Origin of the sequence: Streptomyces sp. NPDC012827 (assembly GCF_042900905.1) — a bacterium.
Classification (GTDB): domain Bacteria; phylum Actinomycetota; class Actinomycetes; order Streptomycetales; family Streptomycetaceae; genus Streptomyces; species Streptomyces gulbargensis.
The window spans coordinates 304,888-331,320 of sequence record NZ_JBIBBY010000003.1 but is presented as its reverse complement, the minus strand read 5'-3'; the positions used below and the strand labels follow the sequence as shown (position 1 = coordinate 331,320).

The 26,433-nt window shown below is 73.8% G+C and carries 23 protein-coding genes and 1 tRNA gene; 15 read left to right on the top strand and 9 right to left on the bottom strand.

What is annotated here, in order from left to right:
* Positions 1-65 precede the first annotated feature (65 nt).
* A complete protein-coding gene (locus ACFY60_RS08040; protein WP_388608801.1) occupies positions 66-581 on the top strand; it encodes a hypothetical protein in 516 nt (171 codons plus the stop codon).
* On the opposite strand, the gene ACFY60_RS08035 is transcribed toward ACFY60_RS08040, so the two are convergent.
* Positions 578-1,555, bottom strand: a complete 978-nt coding sequence (locus tag ACFY60_RS08035; protein ID WP_388608798.1) for an HNH endonuclease — start codon at positions 1,553-1,555, stop codon at positions 578-580. The two genes, ACFY60_RS08040 and ACFY60_RS08035, sit on opposite strands and share 4 nt — an antisense overlap.
* A 98-nt stretch (positions 1,556-1,653) precedes the next feature.
* Here ACFY60_RS08035 and ACFY60_RS08030 point away from each other — a divergent pair, with 98 nt between their 5' ends.
* The 6 genes from ACFY60_RS08030 (at position 1,654) to ACFY60_RS08005 (ending at position 6,530) form a co-directional block, all read left to right on the top strand.
* The gene (locus tag ACFY60_RS08030) at positions 1,654-1,809 is read left to right on the top strand and encodes a hypothetical protein (protein ID WP_388608795.1); all 156 of its coding nucleotides are present in this window, start codon (positions 1,654-1,656) and stop codon (positions 1,807-1,809) included.
* Between the two features lie 11 nt (positions 1,810-1,820).
* Entirely contained in the window at positions 1,821-2,444 is a 624-nt protein-coding gene (locus ACFY60_RS08025) for a methyltransferase domain-containing protein (protein ID WP_388609214.1), read from the top strand.
* The gene (locus ACFY60_RS08020) at positions 2,441-3,364 is read left to right on the top strand and encodes a bifunctional DNA primase/polymerase (RefSeq protein WP_388608792.1); all 924 of its coding nucleotides are present in this window, start codon (positions 2,441-2,443) and stop codon (positions 3,362-3,364) included. Before ACFY60_RS08025 ends, ACFY60_RS08020 begins: the two co-directional genes overlap by 4 nt.
* A gap of 194 nt (positions 3,365-3,558) precedes the next feature.
* Positions 3,559-4,749 (top strand): DUF3631 domain-containing protein, encoded by a 1,191-nt coding sequence (locus tag ACFY60_RS08015; protein WP_388608790.1) that lies wholly within the window; start codon positions 3,559-3,561, stop codon positions 4,747-4,749.
* Positions 4,750-4,935: 186 nt separating this feature from the next.
* Positions 4,936-5,133, top strand: coding sequence for a helix-turn-helix transcriptional regulator (locus ACFY60_RS08010; RefSeq protein WP_388608788.1), 198 nt, complete (start codon positions 4,936-4,938; stop codon positions 5,131-5,133).
* A complete protein-coding gene (locus ACFY60_RS08005) occupies positions 5,133-6,530 on the top strand; it encodes a tyrosine-type recombinase/integrase (RefSeq protein ID WP_388608786.1) in 1,398 nt (465 codons plus the stop codon). Before ACFY60_RS08010 ends, ACFY60_RS08005 begins: the two co-directional genes overlap by 1 nt.
* 168 nt (positions 6,531-6,698) lie before the next feature.
* Here the strand turns inward: ACFY60_RS08005 and ACFY60_RS08000 are convergent.
* Positions 6,699-6,771 (bottom strand) — tRNA-Arg (locus tag ACFY60_RS08000).
* A 302-nt stretch (positions 6,772-7,073) separates the two neighbouring features.
* Between ACFY60_RS08000 and ACFY60_RS07995 the strand changes: the two genes are divergently transcribed.
* From ACFY60_RS07995 to ACFY60_RS07965, 7 genes are all read left to right on the top strand, one after another.
* Complete coding sequence (locus ACFY60_RS07995; RefSeq protein WP_388608784.1) at positions 7,074-8,699, top strand: dynamin family protein; 1,626 nt, start codon at positions 7,074-7,076, stop codon at positions 8,697-8,699.
* Between the two features lies 1 nt (position 8,700).
* On the top strand, positions 8,701-10,599 hold the full coding sequence (locus tag ACFY60_RS07990; protein ID WP_388608782.1) for a GTPase: 1,899 nt from the start codon (positions 8,701-8,703) through the stop codon (positions 10,597-10,599).
* A 174-nt stretch (positions 10,600-10,773) separates the two neighbouring features.
* Positions 10,774-11,316, top strand: a complete 543-nt coding sequence (locus ACFY60_RS07985; RefSeq protein ID WP_388608781.1) for a single-stranded DNA-binding protein — start codon at positions 10,774-10,776, stop codon at positions 11,314-11,316.
* A 224-nt stretch (positions 11,317-11,540) separates the two neighbouring features.
* Positions 11,541-13,034, top strand: a complete 1,494-nt coding sequence (locus ACFY60_RS07980; protein WP_388608779.1) for an LAETG motif-containing sortase-dependent surface protein — start codon at positions 11,541-11,543, stop codon at positions 13,032-13,034.
* Positions 13,035-13,355: 321 nt separating this feature from the next.
* Complete coding sequence (ettA, locus tag ACFY60_RS07975; RefSeq protein WP_309053111.1) at positions 13,356-15,020, top strand: energy-dependent translational throttle protein EttA; 1,665 nt, start codon at positions 13,356-13,358, stop codon at positions 15,018-15,020.
* A gap of 8 nt (positions 15,021-15,028) precedes the next feature.
* On the top strand, positions 15,029-15,454 hold the full coding sequence (locus ACFY60_RS07970) for a thioesterase family protein (RefSeq protein WP_309053110.1): 426 nt from the start codon (positions 15,029-15,031) through the stop codon (positions 15,452-15,454).
* The gene (locus tag ACFY60_RS07965; protein ID WP_388608776.1) at positions 15,451-16,137 is read left to right on the top strand and encodes a hypothetical protein; all 687 of its coding nucleotides are present in this window, start codon (positions 15,451-15,453) and stop codon (positions 16,135-16,137) included. Before ACFY60_RS07970 ends, ACFY60_RS07965 begins: the two co-directional genes overlap by 4 nt.
* A 15-nt stretch (positions 16,138-16,152) precedes the next feature.
* Here the strand turns inward: ACFY60_RS07965 and ACFY60_RS07960 are convergent, their stop codons facing one another.
* Both ACFY60_RS07960 and ACFY60_RS07955 read right to left on the bottom strand, forming a co-directional pair.
* Positions 16,153-16,770, bottom strand: coding sequence for a hypothetical protein (locus ACFY60_RS07960; RefSeq protein ID WP_388608774.1), 618 nt, complete (start codon positions 16,768-16,770; stop codon positions 16,153-16,155).
* Between the two features lie 98 nt (positions 16,771-16,868).
* A complete protein-coding gene (locus ACFY60_RS07955) occupies positions 16,869-17,273 on the bottom strand; it encodes a globin (protein ID WP_388608772.1) in 405 nt (134 codons plus the stop codon).
* A gap of 165 nt (positions 17,274-17,438) precedes the next feature.
* On the opposite strand from ACFY60_RS07955, the gene ACFY60_RS07950 reads away from it, so the two are divergent.
* Positions 17,439-18,392, top strand: coding sequence for a methyltransferase domain-containing protein (locus ACFY60_RS07950; RefSeq protein WP_388608769.1), 954 nt, complete (start codon positions 17,439-17,441; stop codon positions 18,390-18,392).
* 30 nt (positions 18,393-18,422) lie between these two features.
* Here ACFY60_RS07950 and ACFY60_RS07945 read toward each other — a convergent pair whose 3' ends face one another.
* Genes ACFY60_RS07945 through ACFY60_RS07925 form a run of 5 tightly spaced genes read right to left on the bottom strand, consistent with a single transcriptional unit; the run spans position 18,423 to position 26,411 of the window.
* Complete coding sequence (locus ACFY60_RS07945) at positions 18,423-19,808, bottom strand: FHA domain-containing protein (protein WP_388608767.1); 1,386 nt, start codon at positions 19,806-19,808, stop codon at positions 18,423-18,425.
* 43 nt (positions 19,809-19,851) lie between these two features.
* Positions 19,852-21,177 (bottom strand): VWA domain-containing protein, encoded by a 1,326-nt coding sequence (locus ACFY60_RS07940; protein WP_388608765.1) that lies wholly within the window; start codon positions 21,175-21,177, stop codon positions 19,852-19,854.
* A 49-nt stretch (positions 21,178-21,226) separates the two neighbouring features.
* Positions 21,227-22,621 (bottom strand): protein phosphatase 2C domain-containing protein, encoded by a 1,395-nt coding sequence (locus ACFY60_RS07935; protein WP_388608763.1) that lies wholly within the window; start codon positions 22,619-22,621, stop codon positions 21,227-21,229.
* Between the two features lie 2 nt (positions 22,622-22,623).
* Positions 22,624-25,137 (bottom strand): tetratricopeptide repeat protein, encoded by a 2,514-nt coding sequence (locus ACFY60_RS07930; protein ID WP_388608760.1) that lies wholly within the window; start codon positions 25,135-25,137, stop codon positions 22,624-22,626.
* Positions 25,134-26,411, bottom strand: a complete 1,278-nt coding sequence (locus ACFY60_RS07925; protein WP_388608757.1) for a hypothetical protein — start codon at positions 26,409-26,411, stop codon at positions 25,134-25,136. Before ACFY60_RS07925 ends, ACFY60_RS07930 begins: the two co-directional genes overlap by 4 nt.
* Between the last annotated feature and the right edge of the window lie 22 nt (positions 26,412-26,433).

Genomic DNA, 26,433 nt, shown 5'->3' with positions numbered 1-26,433 from the left:
CCGGCACCCGGGCCCGTGACACCCCGAGTCGCGGGCCCCACCCACACCCCGAGAAGGGCCCCGCCATGCCCGACCACACCCACACCCCGGCCCCCGTCATCCACCACCCCACCCCCCTCCACCCCGCGCACGGGGTCGTCGTCCCCGCCGCGCCGGCCGCGCTTCCGGCGGTCGCGTCCGTGCAGCTCCCCGACGGGCGGATCGTCACCGGCTACACCCTCACCCTCACCCCCACCCCGCCCGCCCCGGCCCGGCCGGCGGGGTCGGTTCCGGCATGGGCCAAGACGACCGCGCTCCTCGCCCCGACCGTCGGCGGCGGGATCGCCGCGGCCGGCATCGGACTCTCCTACGCCGCCCCGGGACTCATCGCCATGAGCCACGCCCTGTGGTCCGCCGCCGCCCTCCTCGTCGCCACCGTCATCGCCGTCCCCCTCACCCTGCGCACCGCCCGCCGCGCCCTCACCGGCAACCACGGCAGCAACGCGGCTGGGGGCTCGGTGCGGACGACCACCCACATCACCCAGAACATCACCGCCACCGGCCTCTTCGGCCGCGCAGGCGGCACCACCAACCACCGCTAGGCAGTCGCACCTTCGACGTCGGCAGCTGCGCGCGGGGACGGGAGGCCGGTGGCCCGGTGGTTGTGCCAGTGCTCGGCCAGCCAGACGCGGTGGCCTTCCTGGAGCTCGTAGGCGGGCTTCTGGCCGTGGAGCCGTGCGTAGTCCGGGTAGGCGTCCAGGCTGCTGTCCGCATCGAGGAGGCCGGTGGCCGGGTCGATCGCGAGGTGGCCCAGGTCGAAGAGGCGGTGGATGTCCCTGCGCAGCAGTAGTCCGCCGAAGTCGTGGTGCTCGCCGCTGTCGGCGTAGCTGTAGAGGTGGGCGGCTTCCAGGACGCAGGCGGGTGCGGGGCCGGTGACGGCGCACATCTCGCCCTGCTCCCGCAGGAGCCGTTCGCGGAACTGGGGCTGGCCGATGCGGGCCCTGGTCTTGACGGTGCGGTGCCCGCCGGGGATCGGCAGGCGTTCCCGCCCGGCGAGGGTAGCGACCTGGTCGGCGCCTTCGGTGGCCAGCAGGGCGTCGCGCAGTTTCTCCCAGCGGGCGGGCCGCATGCTCAGCTGGGAGTCCGGTGAGTCGCACAGGGCCCGCAGCTGGCGTCCGGTCAGCAGGCCGCGGCCCTCGATCCAGGTGCGGCCGTGCCGGGACCGGTAGGTCGTGACGGTCCTGACCTTGCTTCCCGGATCGTCGAACAGGGCGCCGCACTTGTTGCAGCGGCAGGCAGGCGTCAGGCGTGTACGGCGCTTGAAGTCGGCCTTCTTGCACGCGGGGCAGAAGTAGACGGTCTTCTGCTCGACGGCGGTGTCGATGGCGTGGATCACCGAGACGCCGATCAGTTCCTTCTTGTCCCACAGGGCGATGACGTCGCCGACGGCGAGTTTGCCGTGGTTGGGGACGGTGCTGTCCCAGCTGTAGTGGGTCCGCGGGTTGTCGTCGTAGCCGTCGTTCCCGCCGTGCTGGCGCTCGTCACCGACCGCCAGGACCAGCCACGCCGTCGTCATCGCTCCCCCTTCGATTTCCCCAGTCCGGGACAGCCGCAGTCTTTGGCGAGAGGCGGCTGTCCCGGTTCCAGAACCAGTACAGAACTGGAGACACCAGAATGCCCCACCCCACCGACATCCCACCGCGCAGCAGGCCCCGGCCGCTGCTGCTGGACACGTTCTGCTGCCAGGGAGCCGCCACCGGCTTCGGCGTCACCCGCACCCACCACCTCGGAGCTCAGGCCCTCACCCCGGGCATGGGGGTGGCCGCGTGAGCGCGCTGCCGATGCGGCGTCCGAACGGGCTGCGGGTGCTGGACCTGTGCTGCGGCGCCGGCGGCCTGTCCATGGGCTACCACCAGGCCGGATTCGACGTCGTCGGCGTCGACATCAACCCCCAGCCGAACTACCCCTTCACCTTCCACCAGGCCGACGCCCTCACCTTCCCCCTCGACGGCTTCGACCTCATCCACGCCTCCTGGCCCTGCGAGCGCTACGCCCGCGTCACCGCCTGGCGCGGCAACCCCGACGACCACCCCGACCTCATCGCCCCCGGCCGCGACCGCCTGATGGCGTCCGGAATCCCGTGGGTCATCGAGAACGTCCCCGAGACCGCCAAGGCCGGGATCCTGCGGCCCGACTACCTGCTGTGCGGATCCCAGTTCGGGCTCAACGTCCGCCGCCACCGCGTCTTCGAGACCTCCTGGGGCGGCGGCGGAGACCTCCTCCCGCCCTGCTGGCACCACAAGAGGCTGCTCGCGTTCGAGCACAAGGGGGAGCGGGCCTACGCCGACGCCATGGGCTGCACCTGGATGTCCAGCGCCGAAGCCCGCAAGGCCGTACCCCCGGCCTACACCCAGTGGATCGCCACCCAGTACCTCACCCACACCCGCACGGAGGCGGCCGCATGAGCATGCTTCCGTCCATCGACATGCCCGGTCTGGGCCTGCTCGCCCACGCGATCGCCGCCGCCGAACGCGGCTGGCACGTCTTCCCCCTCCGCCCCCGCGACAAGCGGCCCGCCGGCCACCCCGAACGCGACTGCCCCCGCACCGGCCGGTGCGCGAACGGGCACCGGACCCCGGAGCAGCGGGCCACCACCGACCCCGATCTCCTCGTCACGGCCTGGACGCACGCCCCGTACAACGTGGGCATCGCCACCGGCCCGTCCGGCCTGCTCGTCGTCGACCTTGACACGCTGAAGGCGGGCGACGAGGAGGGAACGCCTGACGGCGTCGCCAACTTCGAAGAGCTCTGCGAGCGCGCCGGCCACGCCGTCCCCCTCACCCACCGCGTCCGGACCGCCCGCGGCGGCCAGCACCTGTACTTCACCCAGCCCGACGGCGCCCGGCTCGGCAACACCGCCGGACGGCTCGCCCGGCACGTCGACACCCGGGGGTGGGGCGGGTACGTCGTCGCCCCCGGCAGCGTGACGGAGAGCGGGGCGTACGAGCTCCTCGACAGCCGCCCGCCGGTCCCGCTGCCCGACTGGCTCCACGAAGCGCTCACCGCCCCGCGCGAGCCCTCCCGCACCCCGGCCCCGGTCGTCGTCCTCGGCAGCGGGACCCGGGCCGCCGAGGTGGCGCTGGAGCGCGAGACCGCCGCCGTCACCGCAGCCCTGGAGGGCGGCCGAAACGCGCAGTTGTTGGCGTCCGCCCGCGCGGTGGGGCGGTTCGTCGCGTGGGGCGACCTCCCCCGGCACGTGGCCGAGGAGGCTTTTCAGGCAGCGGGGGAGGCAGCGGGACTGTCCGCGTCCGAGTGCCGCGCCACGATCCGCAGCGCGCTCGACTGGTCCATCCGCACCGCCCGCCCCCGGCCGGCCGCCGCATGAGCCACCCCGAATCCCCCTCCCTGAAAAGCCCCACTGCTACCACGCAACGGCTCGCAGCCGCCGAACCAGCGCGGTCGAGCGATGCCGTAGGCGCCGAAAAGGTCGTCGCCGAAGGTGTCCCTTCAAGCTCTGACCCGCACCCAGCCGACCACCCCGACCACCACACCCCCGCTCACGTACGGAGGGACAGTCACATGCCCGAGCCCATCGACGGCGCCGCTCTGCTCGACGAGGTGGAGGCGTTCCACCGCCGGTTCAACGTCTTCCCCCGGGAAGGCGCCTACGTCGCCGTCGCGCTCTGGGACGCGCACGCCCACCTCCTCGACGCGTTCGACTCCACCCCGCGCCTGGCGTTCCTCTCCCCGGAGCCCGGCTCCGGCAAGTCCCGCGCCCTGGAAGTCGTGGAGACCCTGGTGCCCCGGCCCATGCTCGCGGTGAACGCCAGGGCCGCAGCCCTGTTCCGGTCCGTCTCCGACTCCGCCGGCCGCCCGACGATTCTCTACGACGAGATCGACACCGTCTTCGGCCCCAAGGCCGGGGACAACGAGGAACTCCGCGGCTTCCTCAACGCCGGACACCGCCGCTCCGGCGTCACCTACCGCTGCGTCGGTGACGGCGGCAACCAGACCGTCGTGGAGTTCCCCTCCTACAGTGCCGTCGCCGTCGCCGGACTCGGCGGACTGCCCGACACCATCACCACCCGCTCCGTCATCATCCGCATGCGCCGCCGTGCCCGGAACGAGAAGGTCGAGCCCTTCCGCGCCCGCCTCCATGAGGCCGAGGGCAACAAGCTCCGCGACCGGCTCGCCCAGTGGGCCGAGCAGGTACGCGAAGAGGTCGCCGGGCGCTGGCCCGAGATGCCCGACGGCGTCACTGACCGGGCCGCCGACGTGTGGGAACCCCTGCTCTCCGTCGCGGACGCCGCCGGCGGCGACTGGCCCGAGCGCGCCCGCGAGGCGTGCGTGGAACTCGTCAACGCCGCCCGCGCCGACGACAAGGGCTCCATCGGCATCCGCCTGCTCACCGATCTGCGCGACCACGTCATGGTCGGCATCGACCGGCTCCCTACCGTCGCCATCCTCGACCGGCTCTGCGCGCTGGAGGAGGCGCCCTGGTCCGACATGGCCGGCCGCCCCATCGACTCCCGGGGCCTGGCCAAGATGCTCGGCGAGTACATGACCACCGACAACACCCCCATCAAGGCCCGCAACATCAAGACTGCCGGCGCCGTCCTCAAGGGCTACTACGCGGCCGATCTGCACGACGCCTGGGAGCGCTACTGCCCCCCTCCCCTCCTGAGGGCCGCTACTTCCGCTACCTCCGCTACCCCGCAGGTCAGCGGCCCGGAAACGGTAGCGGCAGACCTCTTCACGTCCGCTACCTGATCCGCTACCCCGCTACCCGCCCCGGCCAGCCGAATCGGGGCCGGTAGCGGATTCATCCGCTACCGCTACCCCATCCGCTACCTCCGATCATGCCCCTGACCAGGGCGGTAGCGGAGGTAGCGGAAGTAGCGGACCTGACAGGTATGGGGCCCAAGGCTCCACTCCACCGCGATGAGGAGGCCGGCCATGGCCAGCACCCCCAAGACACGCGCGATGCTCACGGTCCCTGAGCTGTGCGACGAACTCGGCATCACCCGCTCCACCTTCTACGACTGGCGCCAGAAGCAGCGGGCTCCCCGCTGCATCAAGCTCCCGAACGGCAACCTCCGCGTGCGCCGCATCGACCTTGAGATCTGGCTGGACGAGCACGAGGACGCTGCTTGATGGACACGACGTACGACGTGAAGTTCTGGAAGACCTCCGTGTACGAGGGGAAGACGAAGACCACGTACACGGTCCGCTGGGAGCTGGAGGGGAAGGAGTGGCGGAAGCCGTTCGCCAAGAGCGCTCTCGCCGACTCCTTCCGCGCGGGGCTCGTCTCCGCAGCCAGCAAGGGCGAGGCGTTCAGCCTCTCCACCGGTCTGCCCGTCTCGCACATGTCCCGGGCGGCCAGCGTGAAGTGGTACGACTTCGCGATCCAGTTCGTGGACCAGCTCTGGGAGCGGACCTCCGCGAACAACCGGCGGAACGTGGCCAAGGCGCTCACGCCCGTCACGATCGCCCTGCTTCGGTCTCAGCCGACGACCTTCAAGGGGGTCGACGTGCGCCGGGCCCTCCGTGAGTACGCCTTCAACACCAAGCGACGGGGCGAGGCCCCGCCCGAGATCGCGGTGATCCTGCGCTGGGTGCAGCGCAACTCGCTCTCCATGGCAGCCTGGGAGGACGAGGGCCACGTGGAGACGGCGCTCAGGGCAGCCGCGGTGAAGCTGGACGGTACGCCGGTGGCCGCCAGCTCCGCCCGGCGGACGAAGCGCGTGCTGAACGTCCTCTTCGAGTACGCGCTCAAGAAGAAGGTGCTCAAGGAGAACCCGCTCCCGAAAGGGAAGGGATCCACCACGGCGGCCAAGACCTCCTCCACAGTTGACAAGCGGTCGCTGCTCAACCAGGAGCAGGCCGCCGCGCTGCTCGGCTGGATCCACGCACGCCCTCGCGGCGGCCGGCGGCTGCACACCTTCTTCGCCGCGATGTACTACGCCGGCGCCCGCCCGGAAGAGGTCGTCGCGATCGACGTCGGCGACGTGCGGCTGCCCGACACGGACGCCGACGACCAGTGGGGAGAGCTGCTGCTCCACACCGCGCACCCGGAGGTCGGGAAGCAGTGGACGACCACGGGGGAGGTGCGCGAGCAGCGGGGGCTCAAGGGGCGGGCCGCCGACGACACGCGCACGGTGCCCTGCCGCCCCGCCCTCACCCGGATTCTTCGGGCTCATATCGAGAAGGAGGGGCTGAAGCCTGGAGACCTCCTGATGAAGGGGGAGAAAGGCGGGGACCTCGCCGGGTCGGTGATCCGGCGCGCGTGGCGGCGGGCCCGAAAGGAAGTGCTAACCCCCTACGAATTCGGGACCCCGCTCGGCCGCCGCGTCTACGACCTCCGCCACACCTGCCTGACGAACTGGCTCAACGCCGGCGTTCCAGCCGCGACCGTTGCCGAGTGGGCGGGCAACAGCGTCCCCGTCCTGCTCGCCACCTACGCCCGGTGCATCGACGGGCAGCTTGACGATCTCAAGCGCCGCATCGAGCGGGCGGGGGAGCTGCCGGACCCGACCATCGGCCAGGGCTGAAAACTTCTCCGCGTATTCTCCGCAGCCACCCGCAGAAACCCGGAACTAGCCGGACACCGCCGGACGCGCCCAGGCAGCGCCACAGGGCGCGTCCGGCCCCTTCGTCACCCACGGGAAACCGCCCCTGACCAGCAAAAAGGCCCCTCCCGAAGGAGGGGCCTTGCTGTGCGCCCCCGGCAGGACTCGAACCTGCGGCCAAGTGCTTAGAAGGCACCTGCTCTATCCGCTGAGCTACGGGGGCCGGTGGTGGCCCGTGGGGCCCGAAGGCCCTGGAGGGTGGGGTGGGGCCCGCCCGGACAAGGATAGGGCTCCGATCCCCTCGGCCCGGGTGCTTCACCTGCGTGGCACGATGTGGAGGTTCGGTGAAGCGGAACGATAATCGCAGGCAGGTGCGATTCGCGCAGCGCTTTTCGCGTCGCTCGGGGCGGGTGTTGTGCACTCGTTATGCCCGGGCCGCCCGTCACCGCCCCTCTCCTCGGCGCGCAGGGTTGGAATACGCTTCAAAAACACTCATAAATTGGGCATTCTTCGCATGTGGTGACCTTGGACGAACGGCCTCAGCTGATCGACGCACTCTCCGCCCTGCGCGACCGAGTCGCCGCCGTGCGTCTCCCGCTGCCCCTCCCCGGTGCGCCACGCGCCCGGCAGACCCGGGCCGAGCTGCTCGCGCAGCTCGACGACTATCTGGTCCCCCGCCTCAAAGATCCCGACGCCCCGCTGCTGGCCGTCGTCGGTGGCTCGACCGGGGCCGGGAAGTCCACGCTCGTCAACTCCCTTGTCGGCAGGCGGGTCAGCGAGGCGGGGGTGCTCAGGCCCACCACCCGGACGCCCGTGCTCGTCTGCCACCCCGAGGACCATCACTGGTTCGCCGGGATGCGGGTCCTGCCGCAGCTCACCCGGGTCTGGCTGCCGCAGGCCGACGAGGACCACCCCGCGGAGGAGCCCCCCGACGAGAACGCGCTGCGTGTGGAGACCGCCTCCTCGCTGCCCCGCGGGCTCGCCCTGCTCGACGCGCCCGACATCGACTCCCTGGTCGTCGAGAACCGGCTGCTCGCCGCCGAGTTGATGTGCGCCGCCGACATCTGGGTCATGGTCACGACCGCCTCGCGGTACGCCGACGCCGTGCCCTGGCACCTGCTCCGTACCGCCAAGGAGTACGACGCCACCCTCGTCACCGTCCTCGACCGCGTCCCCCACCAGGTGATCGGCGAGGTCTCCCGGCAGTACGAGGCCCTGCTGGACAAAGCGGGCCTCGGGGACGTGCCCCGCTTCACCATCCCCGAACTTCCCGAGTCCACCGGCGGCGGCAGAGGGCTGCTGCCCGAGAGCGCCGTGGCCCCCCTGCGCGGCTGGCTCGTCCACCGTGCCGAGGACCCCGCCGCCCGGCAGCAGGCCGTGACCAGGACCGCCACCGGCGTGATCGACTCCCTCGACACGCGGCTGCCCGAGCTGGCCGGGGCCGTCGCGGCCCAGTACGCGGCGGCGGTACGGCTCGGCGGCGCCGTCGAGGCCGCCTACCGCGAACAGGGCGAGCGGGTCCGCCGCGAACTCGCCCGCGGCGCCGTCCTCGCCGGGGACGCCCGCACCCGCTGGCGGGCCTACCCGCGCGACAGCACCGCCGAGGAACTCCTCGACGCCCTCACCGAATCCTTCGCCGCCCTGCTGCACTGCGCCGTGGCCGCCGCCGACGAGCGCGTCCGGGAGGCCCACCGCCGTGAGCCGGCCGCCGCCCAGCTCCCCTCGGAAGCCCCCGGCGGGGGCCGCGAGGCCGTGGAACGGATCGGGCTCGAAGCGCGCCGCTGGCGGCGGATCCTGGAGGAACTGGCCGAGGACGAGGTACGGGAGGCGGACCGGCCCACCGGTTCGCGCGCCCCCCGGGCCTCCCGCGCCGCCCTGCCCGACGCCGAGACCGTCGCCGCGCTCCTCGCCGCCTCCCTCCTCGGGGGGCGGCGCGCCCGGCCCGCCGGGGAGCGGCTCGCCGAGCTGCTCGGCGCCCGGACCGCCCTCAGCCTCCGCGACAAGGGCGGCGATCTGGTCCTCACGTGCGTCGACCGCGTCCTGCACGCCGAGCGCGACCTGCGGCTCGCCCCCCTCGACGCGCTCGACGTGACCCCCGAGCCGCAGGCGGAGCTGATCGCCGCGCTCTCCGTGCTGCAGAAGGAGAAGTGACGTGAGTGACGTGGTGGACGAGGACCGGGCCCGCCGGAGCGACCGCGAACGGGAACCCGACCGCACCCGCGACGGTGACCCGCAGGAGGGTCGCGACGACGGGCGCGACTCCTGCGGCGGCCGGTGGGACGACGGGCTGATCGCACGGCGCGTGAACCGGCGGCCCGCGCCCACGCCCCCGCCCGGCGCGGACGGGCCGGCGCCCGAGGGGGAGGAGGACACGCTGCCGCCGCTCGGCGGGCAGTACGGCGGCGCCCTGCGCAGGCGGCTCGACGCCCTCCACGAGCTCGTGGGCCTCTCCCGCACCCGCGTCGAGGCCGAGGCGCTCGCCGAGGCCGGGCGCGTCCTGGACGAGGCCGCCGCCCGGCAGCGGCTCTCCTCCCGGCACACCGTGATCGCCGTCGCCGGGCCCAGCGGCAGCGGCAAGTCCACCCTCTTCAACGCGCTCGCCGGCGTGCCCGTCTCCGAGACGGGCCTGCGCAGGCCCACCACCTCGGCGCCGATCGCGCTCAGCTGGTCCGAGGGCGCCGCCGGCCTCCTCGACCGGCTTGCCGTGCCGGGCCGGCTCCGCCGCCGGCCGCTCGCGGGCGGCGCGGCCGACACCGAACTCCAGCCGCTCGTCCTCGTCGACCTCCCGGACCACGACTCGGCGGTCACCGCCCACCGCGACCAGGTCGACCGTGTCCTCTCCCTCGTGGACGCCGTGATCTGGGTCGTGGACCCGGAGAAGTACGCGGACGCCGCGCTCCACGAGCGCTACCTGCGCCCGCTCGCCGGGCACGCCGAGGTCACCTTCGTCGTCCTCAACCAGATCGACCGGCTGGGCACCGAGGCCACCGACCTCGTCCTGGACGACCTGCGGCGCCTCCTCGACGAGGACGGCGTGGCCCTCGGCGAGCACGGCGAACCCGGTGCCACCGTCCTCGCCCTCTCCGCGCTCACCGGCGAGGGGATGGGCGAACTGCGCGACGTCCTCGGCCGTTTCGTCCAGGAACGCTCCGCCGCCGAGCGCCGGCTCGCCGCCGACATCGACGCGGCCGCGACGCGGTTGCGCCCCACCTACGTGGCCGAAGGGCGGGCGGGCCTCGGGGAGCGGGCCCGGGAGGACTTCGCGGACCGGCTCGCGGTCGCCGTCGGTGCCCAGGCGGCGGGAGAGGCGGCCGAGCGGGTCTGGCGCCGCGGCGCCATCCGGGCCTGCGGTACGCCCTGGCTGCGGCTCTACCGCTGGTACGAGCGGCTGCGCGCACACGGCGGGGGAGGCGATGAGGCGGCGGAGCCCCCGGTGGAGGCGGAGCTGACGGCGCGCCAGCGGGTCGAGCAGGCGGTGCGGATCGTCGCGGACGAGGCCTCGCACGGACTGCCCGCCCCTTGGGCGCAGGCCGTGCGCGAGGCGGCGGCGCGAGGGGCCGACGGCCTGCCGGAGGCCCTGGACGAACTCACGGCCACGCTGGGCGACCCGGCCGCCCGGCCGCCGCGGCCCGCGTGGTGGCCGGCCGCCGTCCTGGTCCAGGCGATGATGACGCTCCTCCAGATCTTCGGCGCGCTGTGGCTGGTGGCCCAGATCGTGGGTGTCGTGGAGCCGGGACTGCTGCCGCCCGTCCTCGTGATGGTGGCGGGCATCGTGGGCGGTCCGCTCGTCGAGTGGGCCTGCGAGGGCGCGGTCAAGGGACCCGCCCGCCGGTACGGGCAGGAGGCCGAGCGCCGGTTGCGCGAGGCGGCCGCCGCCTGCGGCAGGGCCCGGGTGCTCGACCCGATCGCGGCCGAGCTGATGCGCTACCGGGAGGTCCGCGAGCAGTACGCGGCGGTGGCGAGCTCCGGCGGCGCTGCCCGGGTGGTGGGAGGTGGGCGCCCGGCCGCCGCCCGTCTCGGCGCCACGCGGGCGGGGGCCCGCGGCAGGTAGCGGGGGTGCGGGGCGGCGGCGCCGGGCAGCTTCCCGCCGCCGCTGTATCACCCGCACGAGTGAGGGAGTTGTCCCCAGGCCTTCGGTCGTCCACAGGCTTCGGCGCCGTTTCTCCGGCCGTCGCAGCATGGAGGCGAACGGATGGACGTGCAGTGCGAAGTGGGGGACAGGACCATGAACGAGACGACCGTGACGCTGGTGGGCAATGTGGCGACGGCGGTGGAGTACCGGGAGACGCCGACGGGTGGGGTCGCGCGATTCCGGTTCGCGGTGACGGCCCGCCGCTGGGACCGTGAGCGGGGCACCTGGTCGGACGGGAACACCAGCTTCTACACGGTGTCCGCGTGGCGGTCCCTCGGCGCGAATCTCGCCGCCTCGGTGTCGGTCGGCGAACCGCTCCTGGTGCACGGCAGGTTGCGGGTGCGGGAGGACGAGCGCGACGGCCAGCGCAAGACCTTCGTGGACATCGACGCGCTCGCGGTCGGCCACGACCTGGCGCGGGGCACGGCGGCCTTCCGTCGTGCGGCGCGGGCGGAATCCCGGCGTGAACCGGGCCCGGGACATGAAACGGAGTCATATGCTCCGTTTGGTACGGGAAGTGGAACCGACGGCCCCGGGCCCGCCGCCCCGGGGAGCGGGCCCCCGATCGCCGCCGGGAAGAGGGCCGGGGACGACCCCTGGGCGACCGGACCGAACCAGCTGGTAACCGTGTCCTGACCTTGTGTTGTGGGGATTTGTCGACCAACTCGCCAGGCGGATAACGATTCCGAGACGGAATGGTTATCTGATCGGATGACAGGGCACCGGGGGCTTCCGCATCCCTAGGATTCCCGAGTACTCATGTGGCACGTGAGCCCATCGAGTCTGTGAGTCTGCTGGCGGGCGCTCCCCCCACGTGAAACGACCAAGTTCGCGGAGCGGCTCGCCCGGAGGGGAATCCAATGTTTTCAGTTCGTGGGCGGGGCGCTGCCCGTCTCGCCGCCGCGACGCTGGTCGCGGGCCTCGCCGTGGCCGGCACGATGGTGACGGCCGCGCCGGCCCTCGCCGATGACGGTGCCGCGGCTTCCGGTGGTGCCACGGCGAAGCTCGGTGGTCTGTCGGAGGAAGAGTCCGGCGACATCAAGATCGTCGACGAGAACGGCAAGGAGTGGCCGGACGCGGTCTCCGGCGGCCTCTTCACCATGGAGGTCGAGGGTGGGGGAACTCTCTCGACCTACTGCATCGACTTCCGCACCCCGGCCAAGCACGACTACCGCTACAAGGAGGTCGGCTGGGACGCGTCCTCGCTGCACAGCAACGAGAACGCGGGCAAGATCCTCTGGATTCTGGAGAACTCCTACCCGAAGATCTCCGCGCAGGACCTCGGCGCGAAGGTGGGTGCCGACCTCTCCAAGGGTGAGGCCGCCGCCGCCACGCAGGCCGCCATCTGGAAGCTCTCCGACGACGTCACGGCGACGCCGACGAGCCCTGACGCGCAGAAGCTGACCGAGTCCCTCCTCAAGGACGCGGTCAAGCTGGCGGAGCCCAAGGCCTCCCTGACCCTCTCCCCGTCCTCCGTGTCGGGCAAGGCCGGTCAGAAGCTCGGCCCCGTCACGGTCTCCACCAACTCCCAGACCGCGAAGATCGCGACCGCCCCCGGCGCCGCCGCGGGCGTCACCGTCGTCGGCAAGGACGGCAAGCCCGTCACCGAGGCGAAGAACGGCGACGAGATCTTCTTCGACGTCCCCGCCGGCACCCCCGACGGCTCGGCCGAGCTGATCGTCGAGGCCTCCACCAAGGTCCCGCTGGGCCGCGCCTTCGTCTCCCTCGACGGCCCCTCGCAGACCCTGATCCTGGCCGGCTCCAGCGAGTCCACCGTCTCCGCCAAGGCCTCCGCGACCTGGGCGAAGACGGGCCCGATCCCGTCCGTCACGGTCGCCAAGGACTGCGCCAAGGGCGGCCTGGAGGTCATCGCGACCAACAAGGGCGACGAGCCCTGGACCTTCGACCTGAAGGGCGTCTCCCTGTCGATCGCCCCGGGTGAGACGAAGACCGTGCCGGTCCCGCTCGCCGAGGACGAGGCCTACAAGTTCACGATCAAGGGCCCGAACGGCTTCGAGGAGACCTTCGAGGGCGTTCTCGACTGCAAGACGGCCACCCCGGGCCCGGTTCCGTCCGAGTCGCCGTCGCAGACCCCCACCACCGAGCCCTCCCCGACCACCCCGGGCGGCTCCACCGGTTCGACCGGCACCACCGGCTCGACGGGTTCCACCGGCTCGACCGGCACCACCGGCGCCACGGGCACGACCGGCTCCACCACCACCGGTGGCGGTGACCTGGCCGAGACCGGCAGCTCCAACGCCACCCCGATGATCGCCGGCATCGCCGTCGCGCTCGTCCTGGCCGGCGGCGGCGCGGTGTTCTTCCTCCGCAAGAAGAAGACCGCCGGTCACTGAGTCACCACCGGGGCCGGCCACGCCGGCCCCGGACCTCGCGGAGTGATCCGCGTCACGCCCCCGGGCCGTGACGCCCCTCGTCCGTGAGCCCCGCACGGCCCCGGCCCGCACCCGCGCGCCGGGGCCGTCGCGCGTCCCGGACCCCCGGCAGCCCCGTACCGGGCCCTCACCGGTCGTACGCCGGGCGCCGTCGCCTCCGCCGCGAGCCCGCCACGCCCCCGCCCCGCGGGCCGGTCCCGGATCTTTCCGGTTTCCGTCTCACCCCGGGCGGCTGGCAAGATGGGTGTATCTGCCCACTCACTCTTTGCCGGACGGTTTCTCTTGGCTGAGTACATCTACACCATGCGCAAGGCGCGCAAGGCGCACGGCGACAAGGTCATCCTCGATGACGTGACGCTGAGCTTCCTGCCCGGTGCGAAGATCGGTGTGGTCGGCCCGAACGGTGCCGGTAAGTCCACGGTGCTGAAGATCATGGCCGGCCTGGAGCAGCCCTCCAACGGCGACGCGTTCCTCACCCCCGGTTACTCCGTCGGCATCCTCATGCAGGAGCCGAAGCTCGACGAGTCGAAGACCGTCCTGGAGAACGTCGAGGACGGCGTCGCCGAGATCAAGGGCAAGCTCGACCGGTTCAACGCCATCGCCGAGGAGATGGCGACGAACTACACCGACGAGCTCATGGAGGAGATGGGCAAGCTCCAGGACGACCTGGACCACGCCAACGCGTGGGACCTCGACGCCCAGCTGGAGCAGGCCATGGACGCGCTGGGCTGCCCGCCCGGCGACTGGCAGGTCACCAACCTCTCCGGTGGTGAGAAGCGCCGCGTGGCCCTCTGCAAGCTGCTGCTCGAGGCCCCCGACCTGCTGCTCCTCGACGAGCCCACCAACCACCTCGACGCCGAGTCGGTCAACTGGCTGGAGCAGCACCTCGCCCAGTACAAGGGCACCGTCGTGGCCATCACCCACGACCGGTACTTCCTCGACAACGTCGCCGAGTGGATCCTCGAGCTCGACCGCGGCCGCGCCCACCCGTACGAGGGCAACTACTCGACCTACCTCCAGAAGAAGTCCGAGCGCCTCAAGGTCGAGGGCAAGAAGGACGAGAAGCGCCAGAAGCGCCTCAAGGAAGAGCTGGAGTGGGTCCGCTCCAACGCCAAGGGCCGCCAGGCCAAGTCCAAGGCGCGCCTCGCCCGTTACGAGGAGATGGCCGCCGAGGCCGACAAGATGCGGAAGCTGGACTTCGAGGAGATCCAGATCCCGCCGGGCCCGCGCCTGGGCTCCGTCGTCGTCGAGGTCAACAACCTCTCCAAGGCGTTCGGCGACAAGGTCCTCATCGACGACCTGTCCTTCACCCTCCCGCGCAACGGCATCGTCGGCGTGATCGGCCCGAACGGCGCCGGCAAGACCACGCTGTTCAAGATGATCCAGGGCCTGGAGACCCCGGACTCCGGCGACATCCGGATCGGCGACACGGTCAAGATCTCGTACGTCGACCAGACCCGCGCCAACATCGACCCGAAGAAGACCCTCTGGGCCGTCGTCTCGGACGAGCTGGACTACATCAACGTCGGCCAGGTCGAGATGCCGTCCCGCGCCTACGTCTCCGCGTTCGGCTTCAAGGGCCCGGACCAGCAGAAGCCGGCCGGCGTCCTCTCCGGTGGTGAGCGCAACCGCCTGAACCTCGCGCTCACCCTCAAGCAGGGCGGCAACCTGCTGCTCCTCGACGAGCCCACCAACGACCTCGACGTCGAGACCCTGTCCTCGCTCGAGAACGCGCTCCTCGACTTCCCCGGCTGCGCCGTGGTCGTCTCCCACGACCGCTGGTTCCTCGACCGGGTCGCCACGCACATCCTGGCGTACGAGGGCGACTCCAAGTGGTTCTGGTTCGAGGGCAACTTCGAGTCGTACGAGAAGAACAAGGTCGAGCGGCTCGGCCCGGACGCCACCCGTCCGCACCGCGCCACCTACAAGAAGCTGACCCGGGGCTGACGGACTCCATGGCGAGGCACATCTACAGCTGTCCCCTGCGCTGGTCGGACATGGACGCCTTCGGGCACGTCAACAACGTCGTCTTCCTGCGGTACCTGGAAGAGGCGCGGATCGACTTCATGTTCCGGCTGGCGCCCGGGGACGGCTCCCCGTCGTTCTCCGGCGGGTCCGTCGTGGCCCGGCACGAGATCGACTACGTGCGGCCCCTGGTCCACCGGCACGAGCCGGTGACCATCGAGTCCTGGGTCACGAAGATAGGCGCGGCGTCCCTGACGATCGCCTACGAGATCAAGGACCCGGACGTCACCTACGTACGGGCCTCCACGGTCGTCGTGCCCTTCGACCTGGAGGCGCAGCGGCCGCGGCGGATCACCGCCGAGGAGCGCAGCTTCCTGGAGGAGTACGTCGACGACGGGATGACCTCCGCCGCATGAGCGTGCTCGCGCCCCTCCACTTCGCCGACGCCCGGGAGGCGGCGGCCCTCGCCGCCTTCCTGGGCCGGCTCGTGCACTACGACCGGGCCGCCGCCGTCCGCCTCCGGTGCGACGGCGGGGCGCTGGCCGTCTTCGGCCGGCCGCCGTCGTTCGAGGTCCTCGCGATCCGCACGGCCCGGCTGGTCGACGCGGCCGACTTCGACGTCACCGTCTCGGCCGGTGAACTCCTCGACGGCATCGAGGAGTCGGTTGGCAAGGCCGTCGTCCCCGGCGCCGTCACCGGACCGCCGTGGACGGGCGTGCTCCCGCCCCGCGGCGGCTGGGAACCGGTCGCGGGACTGCCCGACGCCGACGGGATGAGGGGCGCGGTCGCCGCGGCCGTCGCCGAGTTCCGCGCCCGGGACGAGGCCCTGCCCGAGGAGCGGCGCACCCGGTCCGAGCGGGACCGCATCGGCCGCGAGATCTGGGCCCGCACGCTCGGCGCGACCGGGCTGCCGCTGCGGGCCGTGCACGCCGCCCAGTCGCTGGGCTTCCTGCCGCCCGCGTCCGTCGCCGCGGACGTGCCGCTCGCGCTGTTCGCCTCGGGGCCGTGGCTGCGGCTGCGCACCCCGTACGGCTCCGTCGCCCTGCGGACCGCGCCGATGGCGCTCCAGGTGGCACCGGTCGCCGCCTCCCACGCCTGACCGCACCCGTCGGCCTCAGCTCCGCCGTTCCTCCGCCCTGCCCTCCGCCGCGAGGGTGACGACCGTGAGAGCCGAGGACAGCACGAGCAGGGCCGCCGGGAGCACCGGGGAACCGTGCGCCCTGTTCCGGTGCTCCAGGACCGGGTCCATCCGGCCCGCCGGGTCGTAGGCGATCCGTACCGTCCCGCCCGGCTCCGCGATCCGTTCCTCCGCCGAGAACTCCCGGGGACGACCGCCGTCGCAGTCCAGCGTGTGGTGGTACAGGGTCTTCGGGGGCGGCGCGCCCTCCCCGAACGTCGGATGGTGGGTCACCCGGACCTCGCCGACCACCACGCAGTCGGTGACCGCCCCGCGCACCGCCGAGTCCCGCGCCTCCACCCACACCGCCGCAAGACCCGCCAGCAGGAGGACCAGCGCGGCGATGCCGCCCTCCTCCCGGAACAGCGCGTTCTGCGCGACCAGGGCGACGAGCGCCAGCACCAGGCCGCCACCCACCGCGAGCACCAGGGGGAAGCCGTCGGGACTGCGCAGGCCGCGCGCCGCCCACAGCCACATGCCCGTGCCCGCGGCGGCCGGTACGGCGGCGGCGCCGGCGTACGGCAGGGACCTGCGGATCACCGTTGCCCCGTCCATGAGCACTCCCCAGCGGTGGGCGACACCCACCGGTGAGGACGCCCGGCGGTCGGCCTCCGGTTGCGGCCTCCGGCCGGGGAGAAGGGGCCGCGCGCCGGTCAGCCCGCGCTGTTCACCATCGACGCGGCGGCGTACGTCAGGTAGCGCCACAGCTCCCGCTCGTGCTCGGGGGCCAGGCCCAGCTCGTCGAGGGCGGCGCGCATGTGGCGCAGCCAGGCGTCGTGCGCCGCCCGGTCCACGGTGAAGGGGGCGTGACGCATCCGGAGCCGCGGGTGGCCGCGGTGGTCGCTGTAGGTGCGGGGGCCGCCCCAGTACTGCATCAGGAAGAGGGCGAGGCGCTCCTCCGCCGGGCCGAGGTCCTCCTCGGGATACATGGGCCGCAGCAGCGGGTCCTCCGCGACGCCCTCGTAGAAGCGGCGGACCAGGCGGCGGAAGGTCTCCTCGCCGCCGACCTGCTCGTAGAAGGTCTGCTCCTGCACGGTGTCCCCGGGATTCTCGTTCACCGTTCCATCGTCTCAGACGCCCCGTCCTAGGACCGGAGTCCCAGGACCTTCCCGGACCCCTCCACGGCTCGTTCGCGCCACCTCCCGCGCCCCCTTCGGGCAGACACCCGGGGCCGTTCGCCGGGACCGTTCGCCGGGCGGCTCCGGCGGGGCGAGAGTGGAGCCATGAGCGATGCACCGGACGCGTTCGCGGACGCCGCGGCGCGGGAGCGGCGGGCGCTCGTGCGCGAGATCGAGGCGTACGGCGAGCTCACCGACCCCGCCTGGCGGGCCGCCTTCGCCGAGGTACCGCGCCACCTCTTCGTCCCCTACTACTACGTCGCGGGGCCCGCCGGCTACGAGCGGCTCTGGTCCGGCGACCCCGACCCGGAGCGGCGGGACCGCTGGCTGCGCGGCGCCTACCGGGACACCGCGCTGGCCACCCGCGTACGGGACGGGGAGCTGGTCTCCTCGGCCAGCCAGCCCTCCCTGATGGCACTCATGCTGGAGGCCCTGGACGTGCGCGACGGGTACGACGTCCTGGAGATCGGCGCCGGCACCGGCTACCACGCCGCCCTGCTCTGCCACCGGCTCGGCGACCGGCACGTCACCACCGTCGACCTGGACGAGGAGATCGCCGAGTCCGCCCGGGCCCACCTCGCCGCCGCCGGCCACCGGCCCGCCGTGCTCACCGCCGACGGAGCCCGGGGCTGCCCGGATCGCGCCCCGTTCGACCGGATCGTGGCGACCTGCGCGCTGCCCTCGCTCCCGTACGCCTGGCTCCCGCAGTGCCGGCCGGGCGCGCTCGTCCTCGCCCCGCTGTCCACCGGACTCCTCCTGCTGCGGGTGCGCGACGCGGCCCACGCGGAGGGGAGGTTCCTGAACACGCCGGCGTACTTCGTGGGCCTCAGGGGCGTCGCCGCACGGGTCCCGCGCTCCGCCCCGGCCGGGGACGACCGGTTCGGCTTCCTGTACGGGCTCGCCGGCGACCGCCTCGACCGGCGCGAAGCGCTCGCGCTCTGGCGCCGTGAGGGGCGGCCGGAGCGGGAGCGCTTCGGGGTGACGGTGAGCGGGGGACGCCAGTGGGCCTGGCTGGACGAGCCCGGCGGCCCGTACGCCTGGCCCCTGCCGGAGGCCTGACCGGGGGCCGGACGGGCTGCCCCCGGTGGTTCAGCCGCGCCGGACGGTGATCGTCGTCCAGGCACCCACGTGCACCCGGTCACCCTCCTGGAGCGGCACCGGCACGTACGGCTGGATCGGCTCGTCGCCGCCGTTGATCGTGGTGCCGTTGGTGGAGTTCTGGTCCACCACCGCCCACGACCCGTCGGGCTGCTGCACCAGCACCGCGTGCTGGTGCGAGACGCCCGGGTCCTCCGGCGGCACCGACAGGTCGATGTCGGGCGACTCGCCGGTGGAGTGCCGGCGGCGGCCGATGGAGACCTGGTTGCCCTGGAGCGGCAGCTGCTTCGGCGGGGAGTACGCGGGCAGGTTCAGACCCGAGGCCTCCGGGCCGCTGCGCCGCATCATCGCCATGAAGTAGTCGCGGTCCGGGCCGATGTGCGCCGTCCAGCCCTGCGGCTGCCGCTGCGGCGGGAACTGCTGCTGCGGCGCCTGCTGGTGCTGCTGCGGTCCCTGGTGCTGCTGCGGAGCCTGGTGGGGCGCCTGCGGTCCCTGGTGCGGCGGGGGTCCCTGGTACGCCTGCGGCCCCTGGTGCTGCTGAGGCGGCGGCCCCTGATGAGACGGCTGCTGCGGCTCGTGCTGCGGCGGCCGGGGAGCCGGGGCCGGGGGCGCCGGAGGGGCGGGCGGCTGCGTCTGGGACGGCGGGGGCAGGACCCAGTCGTCGTCCGCGCGCGGCTGCGACGGGGCGGGCCGCGCGGGCGCCTGCGGGCCCGGCGCCTGGGCCTGTACGGGCCCGTGACCAGGGCCCTGGCCGGGTGCCTGGCCCGGGCCGCCCTGCGGGAAGGCCGGCGGCCGGGGCGCCTGCGGGCGCTGCGGCGGGGCCTGGTGGTGGGTCGGTTCGGCGCCCAGCGGCTCGGCCGGCCGGTTCACCTGCGAGGGCCGCGACCCCTGGTAGCCGAAAGGGTCCTGCTGCTGCTGCTGCGGCGGAGCGGGCGGCTGCGCCGGCGGCGGGGTCTGGAAGCCGGGGGGCAGGTTCAGGCCGGGCGGCGGGCCGGGCCGCTGCGAGGCCTGCGGGGGCGGCGCCACCGGCGTGTACGAGGTCGCCGTGTTCGTCAGGAAGTTCCAGCGGCACTCCTCGCAGAACGGCGCACTGTGCTCGCGCGGCGTCCGGCACTGCGGGCAGAGCTCCGCCTGGGCCGTGGCGTTCGGGTCGCCGCCGGGACCGAAACCGCCGGGCGCGGCCGGCGGAGGGCCGCCGGGTCCGCCGGGAGCACCCTGGCCGCCCGGACCGTTCGGGCCCGGGTATCCGTACGCGGGTGGCGGCGGGGGAGGCGGCGGTACGGCACCCGCCGGCGCACCCGTCCCGGCCATGCGATGGCCGCAGACCTCGCACCAGTCGTCGGAGACCGACTGGTGTCCGTTCGGGCAGGTCGGCATGTCGGTGCTTCCCCCTCTCGTCGTCCGGCCCGGCGGACCGGGCTCACCTCTTGACGCGAACGGTCTTCGTGGAGCGGGTCTCGAGTGTCATCTCGTCCGCCTCGGCGACCTTCGCCTTCAAACGCACAGTACCCGTCGCCGCGTCGACCACGTCCACCACCTTCGAAAGGAGTTTCGCGGTGTCCGCGTTGCCGGAGGCCGCCGCGAGCTGCACGGCCCGGCCCAGTTTCGCCGTCGCTCCGTCACGGTCGCCCGCTTTGCGGGCGTTCAAACCCTCCTGGATGGCGTCCGCGAGCTCGGCCTGCCCCGTGTAGTGCGCGACCTGAGGATGGATGGCCGTCGACAGGGCCAGGTCCTCCGTCCACACGGCCCGCACGAGGCCCTGGCCCAGAACCCGGGGATCGCCGCCCGCCCGGTCCGGGACGACCAGGGAGACCCGGGCGGCGAGCATCTCCCGCCCGATCGCGGCCTGGGGCACCCGCACGGTCACGTGGTAGTCGCGGGACTCGTCGCCCCAGGAACCCGTCGGGTAGTCACCGGAGCGCGGCCCCGCCTCCGTACGCCGCCCGGTCAGGTCCTCCACGGACGGCGCCACCTGCTTGACCCGCGTGAGCTCCGCCCCGACCGGCGTCCACAGCCGCAGCGCCACGTCGGCGACGCCCTTGCCCATCGCGGTCTCCATCATCGCCGTGAAGTCCGCGGCGAGTCCGGCCGGGTCGGCGACGATGTCGGCGGTGCCGAGGAGCGCCGAGGCGATCCCGGTGACCTCCTTGACCTCCCAGTCGGTGCCCACGCCCCGCGCGTCGCAGGTGAACCGGCCCGCGCAGGCGTCCAGGGCCGCCCGCAGCTCCTGCGGCGACTCGTGCTCGTTGCGGCCGTCGGTCAGCAGCACGCCGTGCCGGATGGCCAGGTCGGCGGAGGAGAGGAGCCGGTCGGCGAGGCGCAGCCAGGTGCCGATGGCGGTGCCGCCGGCCGCCGTCAGCCGGCGCAGCGCCTCCTTGGCCGCGGCGCGGGTGCGAGGGCCGGCGACGGCGAGCCCGCCGTTGGCCGGGTAGACCTCGGTGGCCTCGTGGGTGCCGGCGACCACGGCGAAGGCGGTCCCGTCACGCAGGGTGTCGATCGCGGCGGCGGTGGCCTCCCGGGCGCCCCGCATCTTCTCCGGCGGGTACTCCATCGAGCCCGAGCAGTCCACCATGATCACCACGCCGGCCGGGCCACCTCCCGCGAGCCCGCCGGCGCCGCTGGTGCCGCCGCCGGTCGCGGTGACCGTGACGACGGCGTGGACCTCGCGGCCGCCCTCCGGCAGGAACTCGTTCTGGAACACGTCCACCGAGAAGTGGGGCACGGTCGGCTTGGAGAAGTTCGCCATCGGTTTCGGCTCCTCGGCAGGACGGTGAAGGGGCGGGGTGCGGCGCGCCTCAGGCGGTCGCCGCCCGGGCGGAGGGCAGGGCGAACGGCAGGACGGCGACCGTGACGTTGTCGTGGCCGCCGCCGTCCAGGGCGTGGCCGACCAGCACCCGCGCGCTGTGCAGCGGGCGGTCCGCCGCGTCCGGCGGGACGACCCGTGCCATGTCCTCGGCCCCCTCCGCGTAGTTCCACAGACCGTCGGTGCAGACCACGACGACGCCGGAGCGGTCGGGTTTGAACGCGGCGGTGTGCGGGTCGAGTTCGTACGCGTCGGCGCCGAGCCAGCCGGTGATGGCGTGGGCGCGCTCGTCCGCGTACGCCTCGGCCTCGTTCATCAGGCCGGCCGCGACCATCTGGGCGGCCCAGGAGTCGTCCTCGGTCAGCCGGGCCGGCGGGGTGGTGCGGTCGTCGGGCACCCAGTAGACCCGGCTGTCACCGATCCAGCCGACGACGAGCAGCCCGTCGGCGACGACCGAGCCGACGATGGTGCAGGCCGGGGCCCCGCCCGCGCGGGCGCGCAGCGAGTCGAGTCCGTCGGCGTCGTCCCCGGGCTCGCCGGCCAGGGAGTTGACGGCCTCGGAGGCGGCGACGATCGCCTCGTGCATGGCCTGCTGCGGGTGGGTGCCCCGGGGCAGCGCGGCGAGCAGCGAGGCGCTGGCGGCCTCGGCCGCGGCGGCGGAGGCCTCGTCGGGGCGGGTCGCGGAGGAGACGCCGTCGCAGACGATGGCGAGGGTGGCCGGGGAGCCGTCGGGCAGCGTCGTCGCGGAGACGGCGAAGGCGTCCTCGTTGCGGTGGTGGCGCAGGCCCCGGTCGCTGACGGCGCCCGCGAGCCCGGCGAGTTCGCGCTCGACGTGGTCGCGTTCACGGGGCTGGGCGTGCCCGCAGTGCTCGCAGTACCCGTCGGTGTCCACCCGTCCGGCCCGGCACGCCACGCACACTCCGGCCGCCGGGAGGGCGGCGGGGGCCGGCGCGGGGGCCGGCGGCGGTGGGGGGGCCGTGAGGTCGGCCCGTACGGCGGTACGGGGGTCGGGCGCGGCGAGTTCGAAGTCCCCGCTCCCCGTGGCGGTCGGGCCACCGCCCGGCGAACCGGCTCGGGAACCCGGCTCCGGTACCCCGTCCGTACGGACCGCCAGGGTCGGCAGGTCCCGTCCGCCGGAGTCCGTGCCCGGGAGGTCGCCCGGGTGCTGGGTCGCGGTGGACAGGGAGCCGGCGTCCCGGGACGGGGCGTCCGGCCAGACCACGGGAGTGCCGATCGCCACGGTCGGGCGGTCCGGCTCGGGGCCCGCCAGGGGCAGGGCCGACAGGTCGTGGCCGCACGCCCCGCAGTACCGGTCTCCCGAGTCCAGCGGCTCCGCGCAGCCCGGGCAGGCGGCGAGTCCGTGCGACGGCTTCGGCTTCTGGGACATCCTCACACCCACGTCCGGGGGCGGAAACGGTTCGCCCGCTCCACCAGTTCGATCCTCTCCTCGCCCCGCTGCGCGAGCCGGGCCAGCACCCGGTACGAGCGTTCGAGGCCGAAGCGCAGTCCGCGCTCGTCCAGTTCACTGCCGAGCAGCAGCGCGCCACCGCCCGGTGCCGCGCCGGGACTACCGGAGAGTACCCAGTCGAGCGCCGTACCGAGCACCTCCGCCGACAACCGCTCCCGGCGCACCGCGTCCAGACCGAAGCTCCGCAGCGCCGAGACCTGCGCCGCCGCGGCCGTCAGGTCCGGCCCCAGCGGCTCGTTCGCCGGGCGCCGCCGCAGCCGCGCCCGTACGGCCGCGACCCGGGCCGCCGTGTAGTGGATCGACGTCTCCGGGACGGACTCCAGCGCCCGTACGGCTCCGGTCCGGTCACCCGCCGCGAGCCGCACCCGTGCCAGACCGAAGGCCGCGCTCACGAAGTTCGGGTCGGTCGCCCAGACCAGGCCGTAGTACTCGGCCGCGTTGTCCAGCTGGCCGAGGACCTCCGCGCAGACGGCCAGCGCCAGCTTGGGCGCCGGCTCCCCGGGGAAGGCGTCGTACACCGCGTCGAAGGCCAGCGCCGCGTGCGCGAAGTCCCCCACGACCAGCGACGCGACGCCCCGGTACCAGACCACCCGCCAGTCGTCCGCCCGGTGCTCCTCCAGGGCGACGAGGGTGCGCCCGGCCGCCGGCAGGTCCCCGAGCTCCAGCTGTGCCCGCAGGGAGCGCAGCCACAGTTCCGGCGAGGGCGCGGGCGCCGCCTGGAGCGCGACGAGCAGTTCGGCCGGAGCGGCGGCCACCAGGCCCGCGAGGAAACCGGCGTTGGGGTCGGCCGGGTCGACCCGCGGCACGGGCAGCGCGAGCGCGGTGGCGGGCACATCGAGCGGGGCGAGGGCCCCGCCCAGCCCCTGGCCCTCCGGCGGCGGGGTCACCGCCGGGCCCCTGGCCCGCCGTCCCCCGCGGGCACCGAGCACCGACACGTCCTGCGCCGACTCCGCGAACAGCTCGGTGTCCGTGACCCGCACCTCCGTGCCGAACAGCGTCGACAGGGCGGGGCGCGGACGACCGGACTGGAGCGCCACGACCTCGCGCAGCACCCCCGTCAACTGCTCGGCCATCTCCTGCGCGGAGGCGAACCGGCGCGCCGGATCCGGGTCGGTGGCCCGCACCAGGAGCCGGTAGAACGACTCGTACCGGCCGAAGACCTCGATGTGCTCCGGATCCGGCAGCGAGTCGGCGAAGACGTTCGTGTAGCCCTGGAAGTCGAAGGTCAGGACCGCGAGGGTGCGCGCCACCGTGTACAGGTCGCTCGCCACCGACGGGCCGACCTCGGCCACCTCCGGCGCCTGGTAGCCGACCGTGCCGTAGATCGCCGACTCGTCGTCGTCCATCCGCCGGACCGCGCCCATGTCGATCAGCTTCAGCTGGTCCTCGGTCTGGATCGCGTTGTCGACCTTGAAGTCGCAGTAGAGCAGGTTCCGGCTGTGCAGGTGCCCGAGCGCCTCCAGGGCCTCGATCCCGTACGCGCAGGCCTGTTCCACCGGCAGCGGGTCGCGCCGGCCGTCCGGGGCCCTGCGGTCGTTGGCGATCTCCTTGAGCGACTTGCCGCCCACGTACTCCATGACGATGTAGCCGTCCAGGGAGCCCGTGCGCGGGTCCAGGTGCTCGACGAAGTTGTAGATGCGGACGATGTTGGAGTGCTCGATCTCGGCGAGGAAGCGGCGCTCCGAGATCGCCGCGGCCATCGCGTCCTGGTCACCGGTGTCGAGCAGGCCCTTGAGGACCACCCACCGGTCGGAGACCGCCCGGTCCACGGCCAGGTAGACCCAGCCCAGGCCGCCGTGCGCGAGGCAGCCCGCCACCTCGTACTGCCCGTGCACGACGTCCCCGGCCCGCAGCTTCGGCACGAAGGAGTACGGGTGCCCGCACGAGGTGCAGAACCCCTCGGTGCGGCCCGGCCGGTCGCCCCGCGACCGGCCCACCGGGGCCCCGCACTCCGAGCGCGAGCAGAACCGCTTCCGCTCCGGGACCTCCGCACGCTCCATCACGGCCGCCCGCGGATCCGGACGCGGCACCTCCGGGACCGTCACCAGCCCCGCGCCCAGCCGGCTGCGCGCCGACTGCCCGGACGGGGTGCCCGAACTGCGCACCGACACCGACCGGTCGGAGGCCGCCCCGGACAGCGACCGCGACAGGCGCCCGGAGACCGAGCGGCGCGAGGACGAGGAGCGGGACGAGGCCCGCGAGGAGGCGCGCGAGGAACTGCGCGCCGAACCGGAGTCGGGCCCCCCGGCCACCGGCCCGGCACCGCCCTTCCCCGGCACGGCCACCCCCGTCGGCGCCGACCGCAGCAGCCCGCCGGGCGCGACGACCGGCGCGAGCCCGCACGTGTCGCAGTACAGCTCGCCGCCGCCCACGTCCTCGTACGACCCCTCGCACGAAGGCCGCTGACAGCTCACCACGCCCGTCCCCCCGCTCACCCCTCGCGTCCTTCCGCGTCCCTGGGCCCGGACAGCACGTCCGCCGCCGCCCGCTGGTAGCGCAGCACCGCCTGCTCGGCCGCCCGCAGGTCGCAGGGCGCGCTCCACAGCATCCGGCGGGCCGCGTCGTACCGCTCCACCAGCAGCGGGTCCTCCGCCGCCCCGAGCCGCGCCACCTTCGCCTTGTACGCGTCCAGCCGGCCGCGCAGCTCCGCCCGGACCGCGAGCGGCGCCGTCACCGCCGTCAGCGACTCCCTGGCCCGCAGCAGTTCGTCCTCCGCCTCCGCCTCCAGGGCGTCCAGGAGCGGCGACAGCCGGTGCCACTGGGCGTGCCTGCGGTACTCGGCGGCCGTCGCCAGCCGCTCCTGCAGGGCCGTCGGCGGCCCGCTCACGGCCGGCACCTCCGAGGCGGCGATCTTCGCCAGGACCTCACCGCGCGCGGCCCGGGCCTCCGCCAGGGTCCGGTCCGCCCGCGACAGCACGTCCCGCAGCCGCAGCAGCCGGTCCTCGGAGTCCTGCCGCACGGCCAGGACCGCCTCGATCTCGCGCCGCACGTCCTCCAGGGCCAGCGCCGCCCGGTCGTACCGCTCCGTGTCCGGCCGGCCCCCGCCGGGCGCCGAACTCGCACCGGCCGGCCGCCAGAAGGCCAACGGATCGGTCACCACCTGGGCGCGCAGCGCCGTCAGCTCGGCCGTGATCTCCTCCAGCGCGTCACCGGCCGGGTGCTCCCCGGGCCGGACACCGACCGAGTGCGCCAGCGACCGTGTCCGGCGCAGTTCGGCGGCGAGAAGGTCTATGCGGGCGGGCAGCGCCGACCAGACGGCGTCGGCGGTGACCACCACGTCGAGCGAGGACGCGTACAGCTCGTTCATCCGCCGCACCAGCCGGTCCAGGCTGAACAGTTCGGCGAGCACCGGCTCCCCGCCCGTCCCGCCCGGGACGGCCACCCACGCGCCGCGCAGCCGGTCGGTGAGCTCCGCGAGCTCCTCCCGGCCGGGCCAGCGGCGCCGCGCCCGGATCTCCCGCGCCTCCCGCAGCGCGGCCGTGTAGGCGTCGAAACAGTTCCAGAGCAGGCCGATGGCGCGCTCGGCGGCCGCCCAGCGCTCCCGGGTCGTGCCCGTCAGCTCCGCCCCTTCGAGGAGCCTGCGGCCGGCGTGGTCCTGGAGCGCGAGGAGCGAGTCCTCGATCGCCTTGTGCTCCGCGCCGAGCCGCGCCAGCGCACGGTCCGCCTCGTCCCGGTCCATCACCGGCCCAGGAGGTCCCGCGACGCTCATCGATCACCTCTTCCGCTCGCGT

Coding starts and splice junctions, on each gene's coding strand:
- ACFY60_RS07925 (WP_388608757.1), bottom strand. CDS start 26,411: ATGAGCGTCGCGGGACCTCCTGGGCCGGTGATGGACCGGGACGAGGCG.
- ACFY60_RS08015 (WP_388608790.1), top strand. CDS start 3,559: ATGCCCGAGCCCATCGACGGCGCCGCTCTGCTCGACGAGGTGGAGGCG.
- ACFY60_RS08005 (WP_388608786.1), top strand. CDS start 5,133: ATGGACACGACGTACGACGTGAAGTTCTGGAAGACCTCCGTGTACGAG.
- ACFY60_RS07980 (WP_388608779.1), top strand. CDS start 11,541: ATGTTTTCAGTTCGTGGGCGGGGCGCTGCCCGTCTCGCCGCCGCGACG.
- ACFY60_RS08030 (WP_388608795.1), top strand. CDS start 1,654: ATGCCCCACCCCACCGACATCCCACCGCGCAGCAGGCCCCGGCCGCTG.
- ACFY60_RS07940 (WP_388608765.1), bottom strand. CDS start 21,177: ATGGCGAACTTCTCCAAGCCGACCGTGCCCCACTTCTCGGTGGACGTG.
- ACFY60_RS07970 (WP_309053110.1), top strand. CDS start 15,029: ATGGCGAGGCACATCTACAGCTGTCCCCTGCGCTGGTCGGACATGGAC.
- ACFY60_RS07965 (WP_388608776.1), top strand. CDS start 15,451: ATGAGCGTGCTCGCGCCCCTCCACTTCGCCGACGCCCGGGAGGCGGCG.
- ACFY60_RS07935 (WP_388608763.1), bottom strand. CDS start 22,621: ATGTCCCAGAAGCCGAAGCCGTCGCACGGACTCGCCGCCTGCCCGGGC.
- ACFY60_RS08010 (WP_388608788.1), top strand. CDS start 4,936: ATGGCCAGCACCCCCAAGACACGCGCGATGCTCACGGTCCCTGAGCTG.
- ACFY60_RS07985 (WP_388608781.1), top strand. CDS start 10,774: ATGAACGAGACGACCGTGACGCTGGTGGGCAATGTGGCGACGGCGGTG.
- ACFY60_RS08025 (WP_388609214.1), top strand. CDS start 1,821: ATGCGGCGTCCGAACGGGCTGCGGGTGCTGGACCTGTGCTGCGGCGCC.
- ACFY60_RS08020 (WP_388608792.1), top strand. CDS start 2,441: ATGAGCATGCTTCCGTCCATCGACATGCCCGGTCTGGGCCTGCTCGCC.
- ACFY60_RS07950 (WP_388608769.1), top strand. CDS start 17,439: ATGAGCGATGCACCGGACGCGTTCGCGGACGCCGCGGCGCGGGAGCGG.
- ACFY60_RS08035 (WP_388608798.1), bottom strand. CDS start 1,555: ATGACGACGGCGTGGCTGGTCCTGGCGGTCGGTGACGAGCGCCAGCAC.
- ACFY60_RS07960 (WP_388608774.1), bottom strand. CDS start 16,770: ATGGACGGGGCAACGGTGATCCGCAGGTCCCTGCCGTACGCCGGCGCC.
- ACFY60_RS07945 (WP_388608767.1), bottom strand. CDS start 19,808: ATGCCGACCTGCCCGAACGGACACCAGTCGGTCTCCGACGACTGGTGC.
- ACFY60_RS08040 (WP_388608801.1), top strand. CDS start 66: ATGCCCGACCACACCCACACCCCGGCCCCCGTCATCCACCACCCCACC.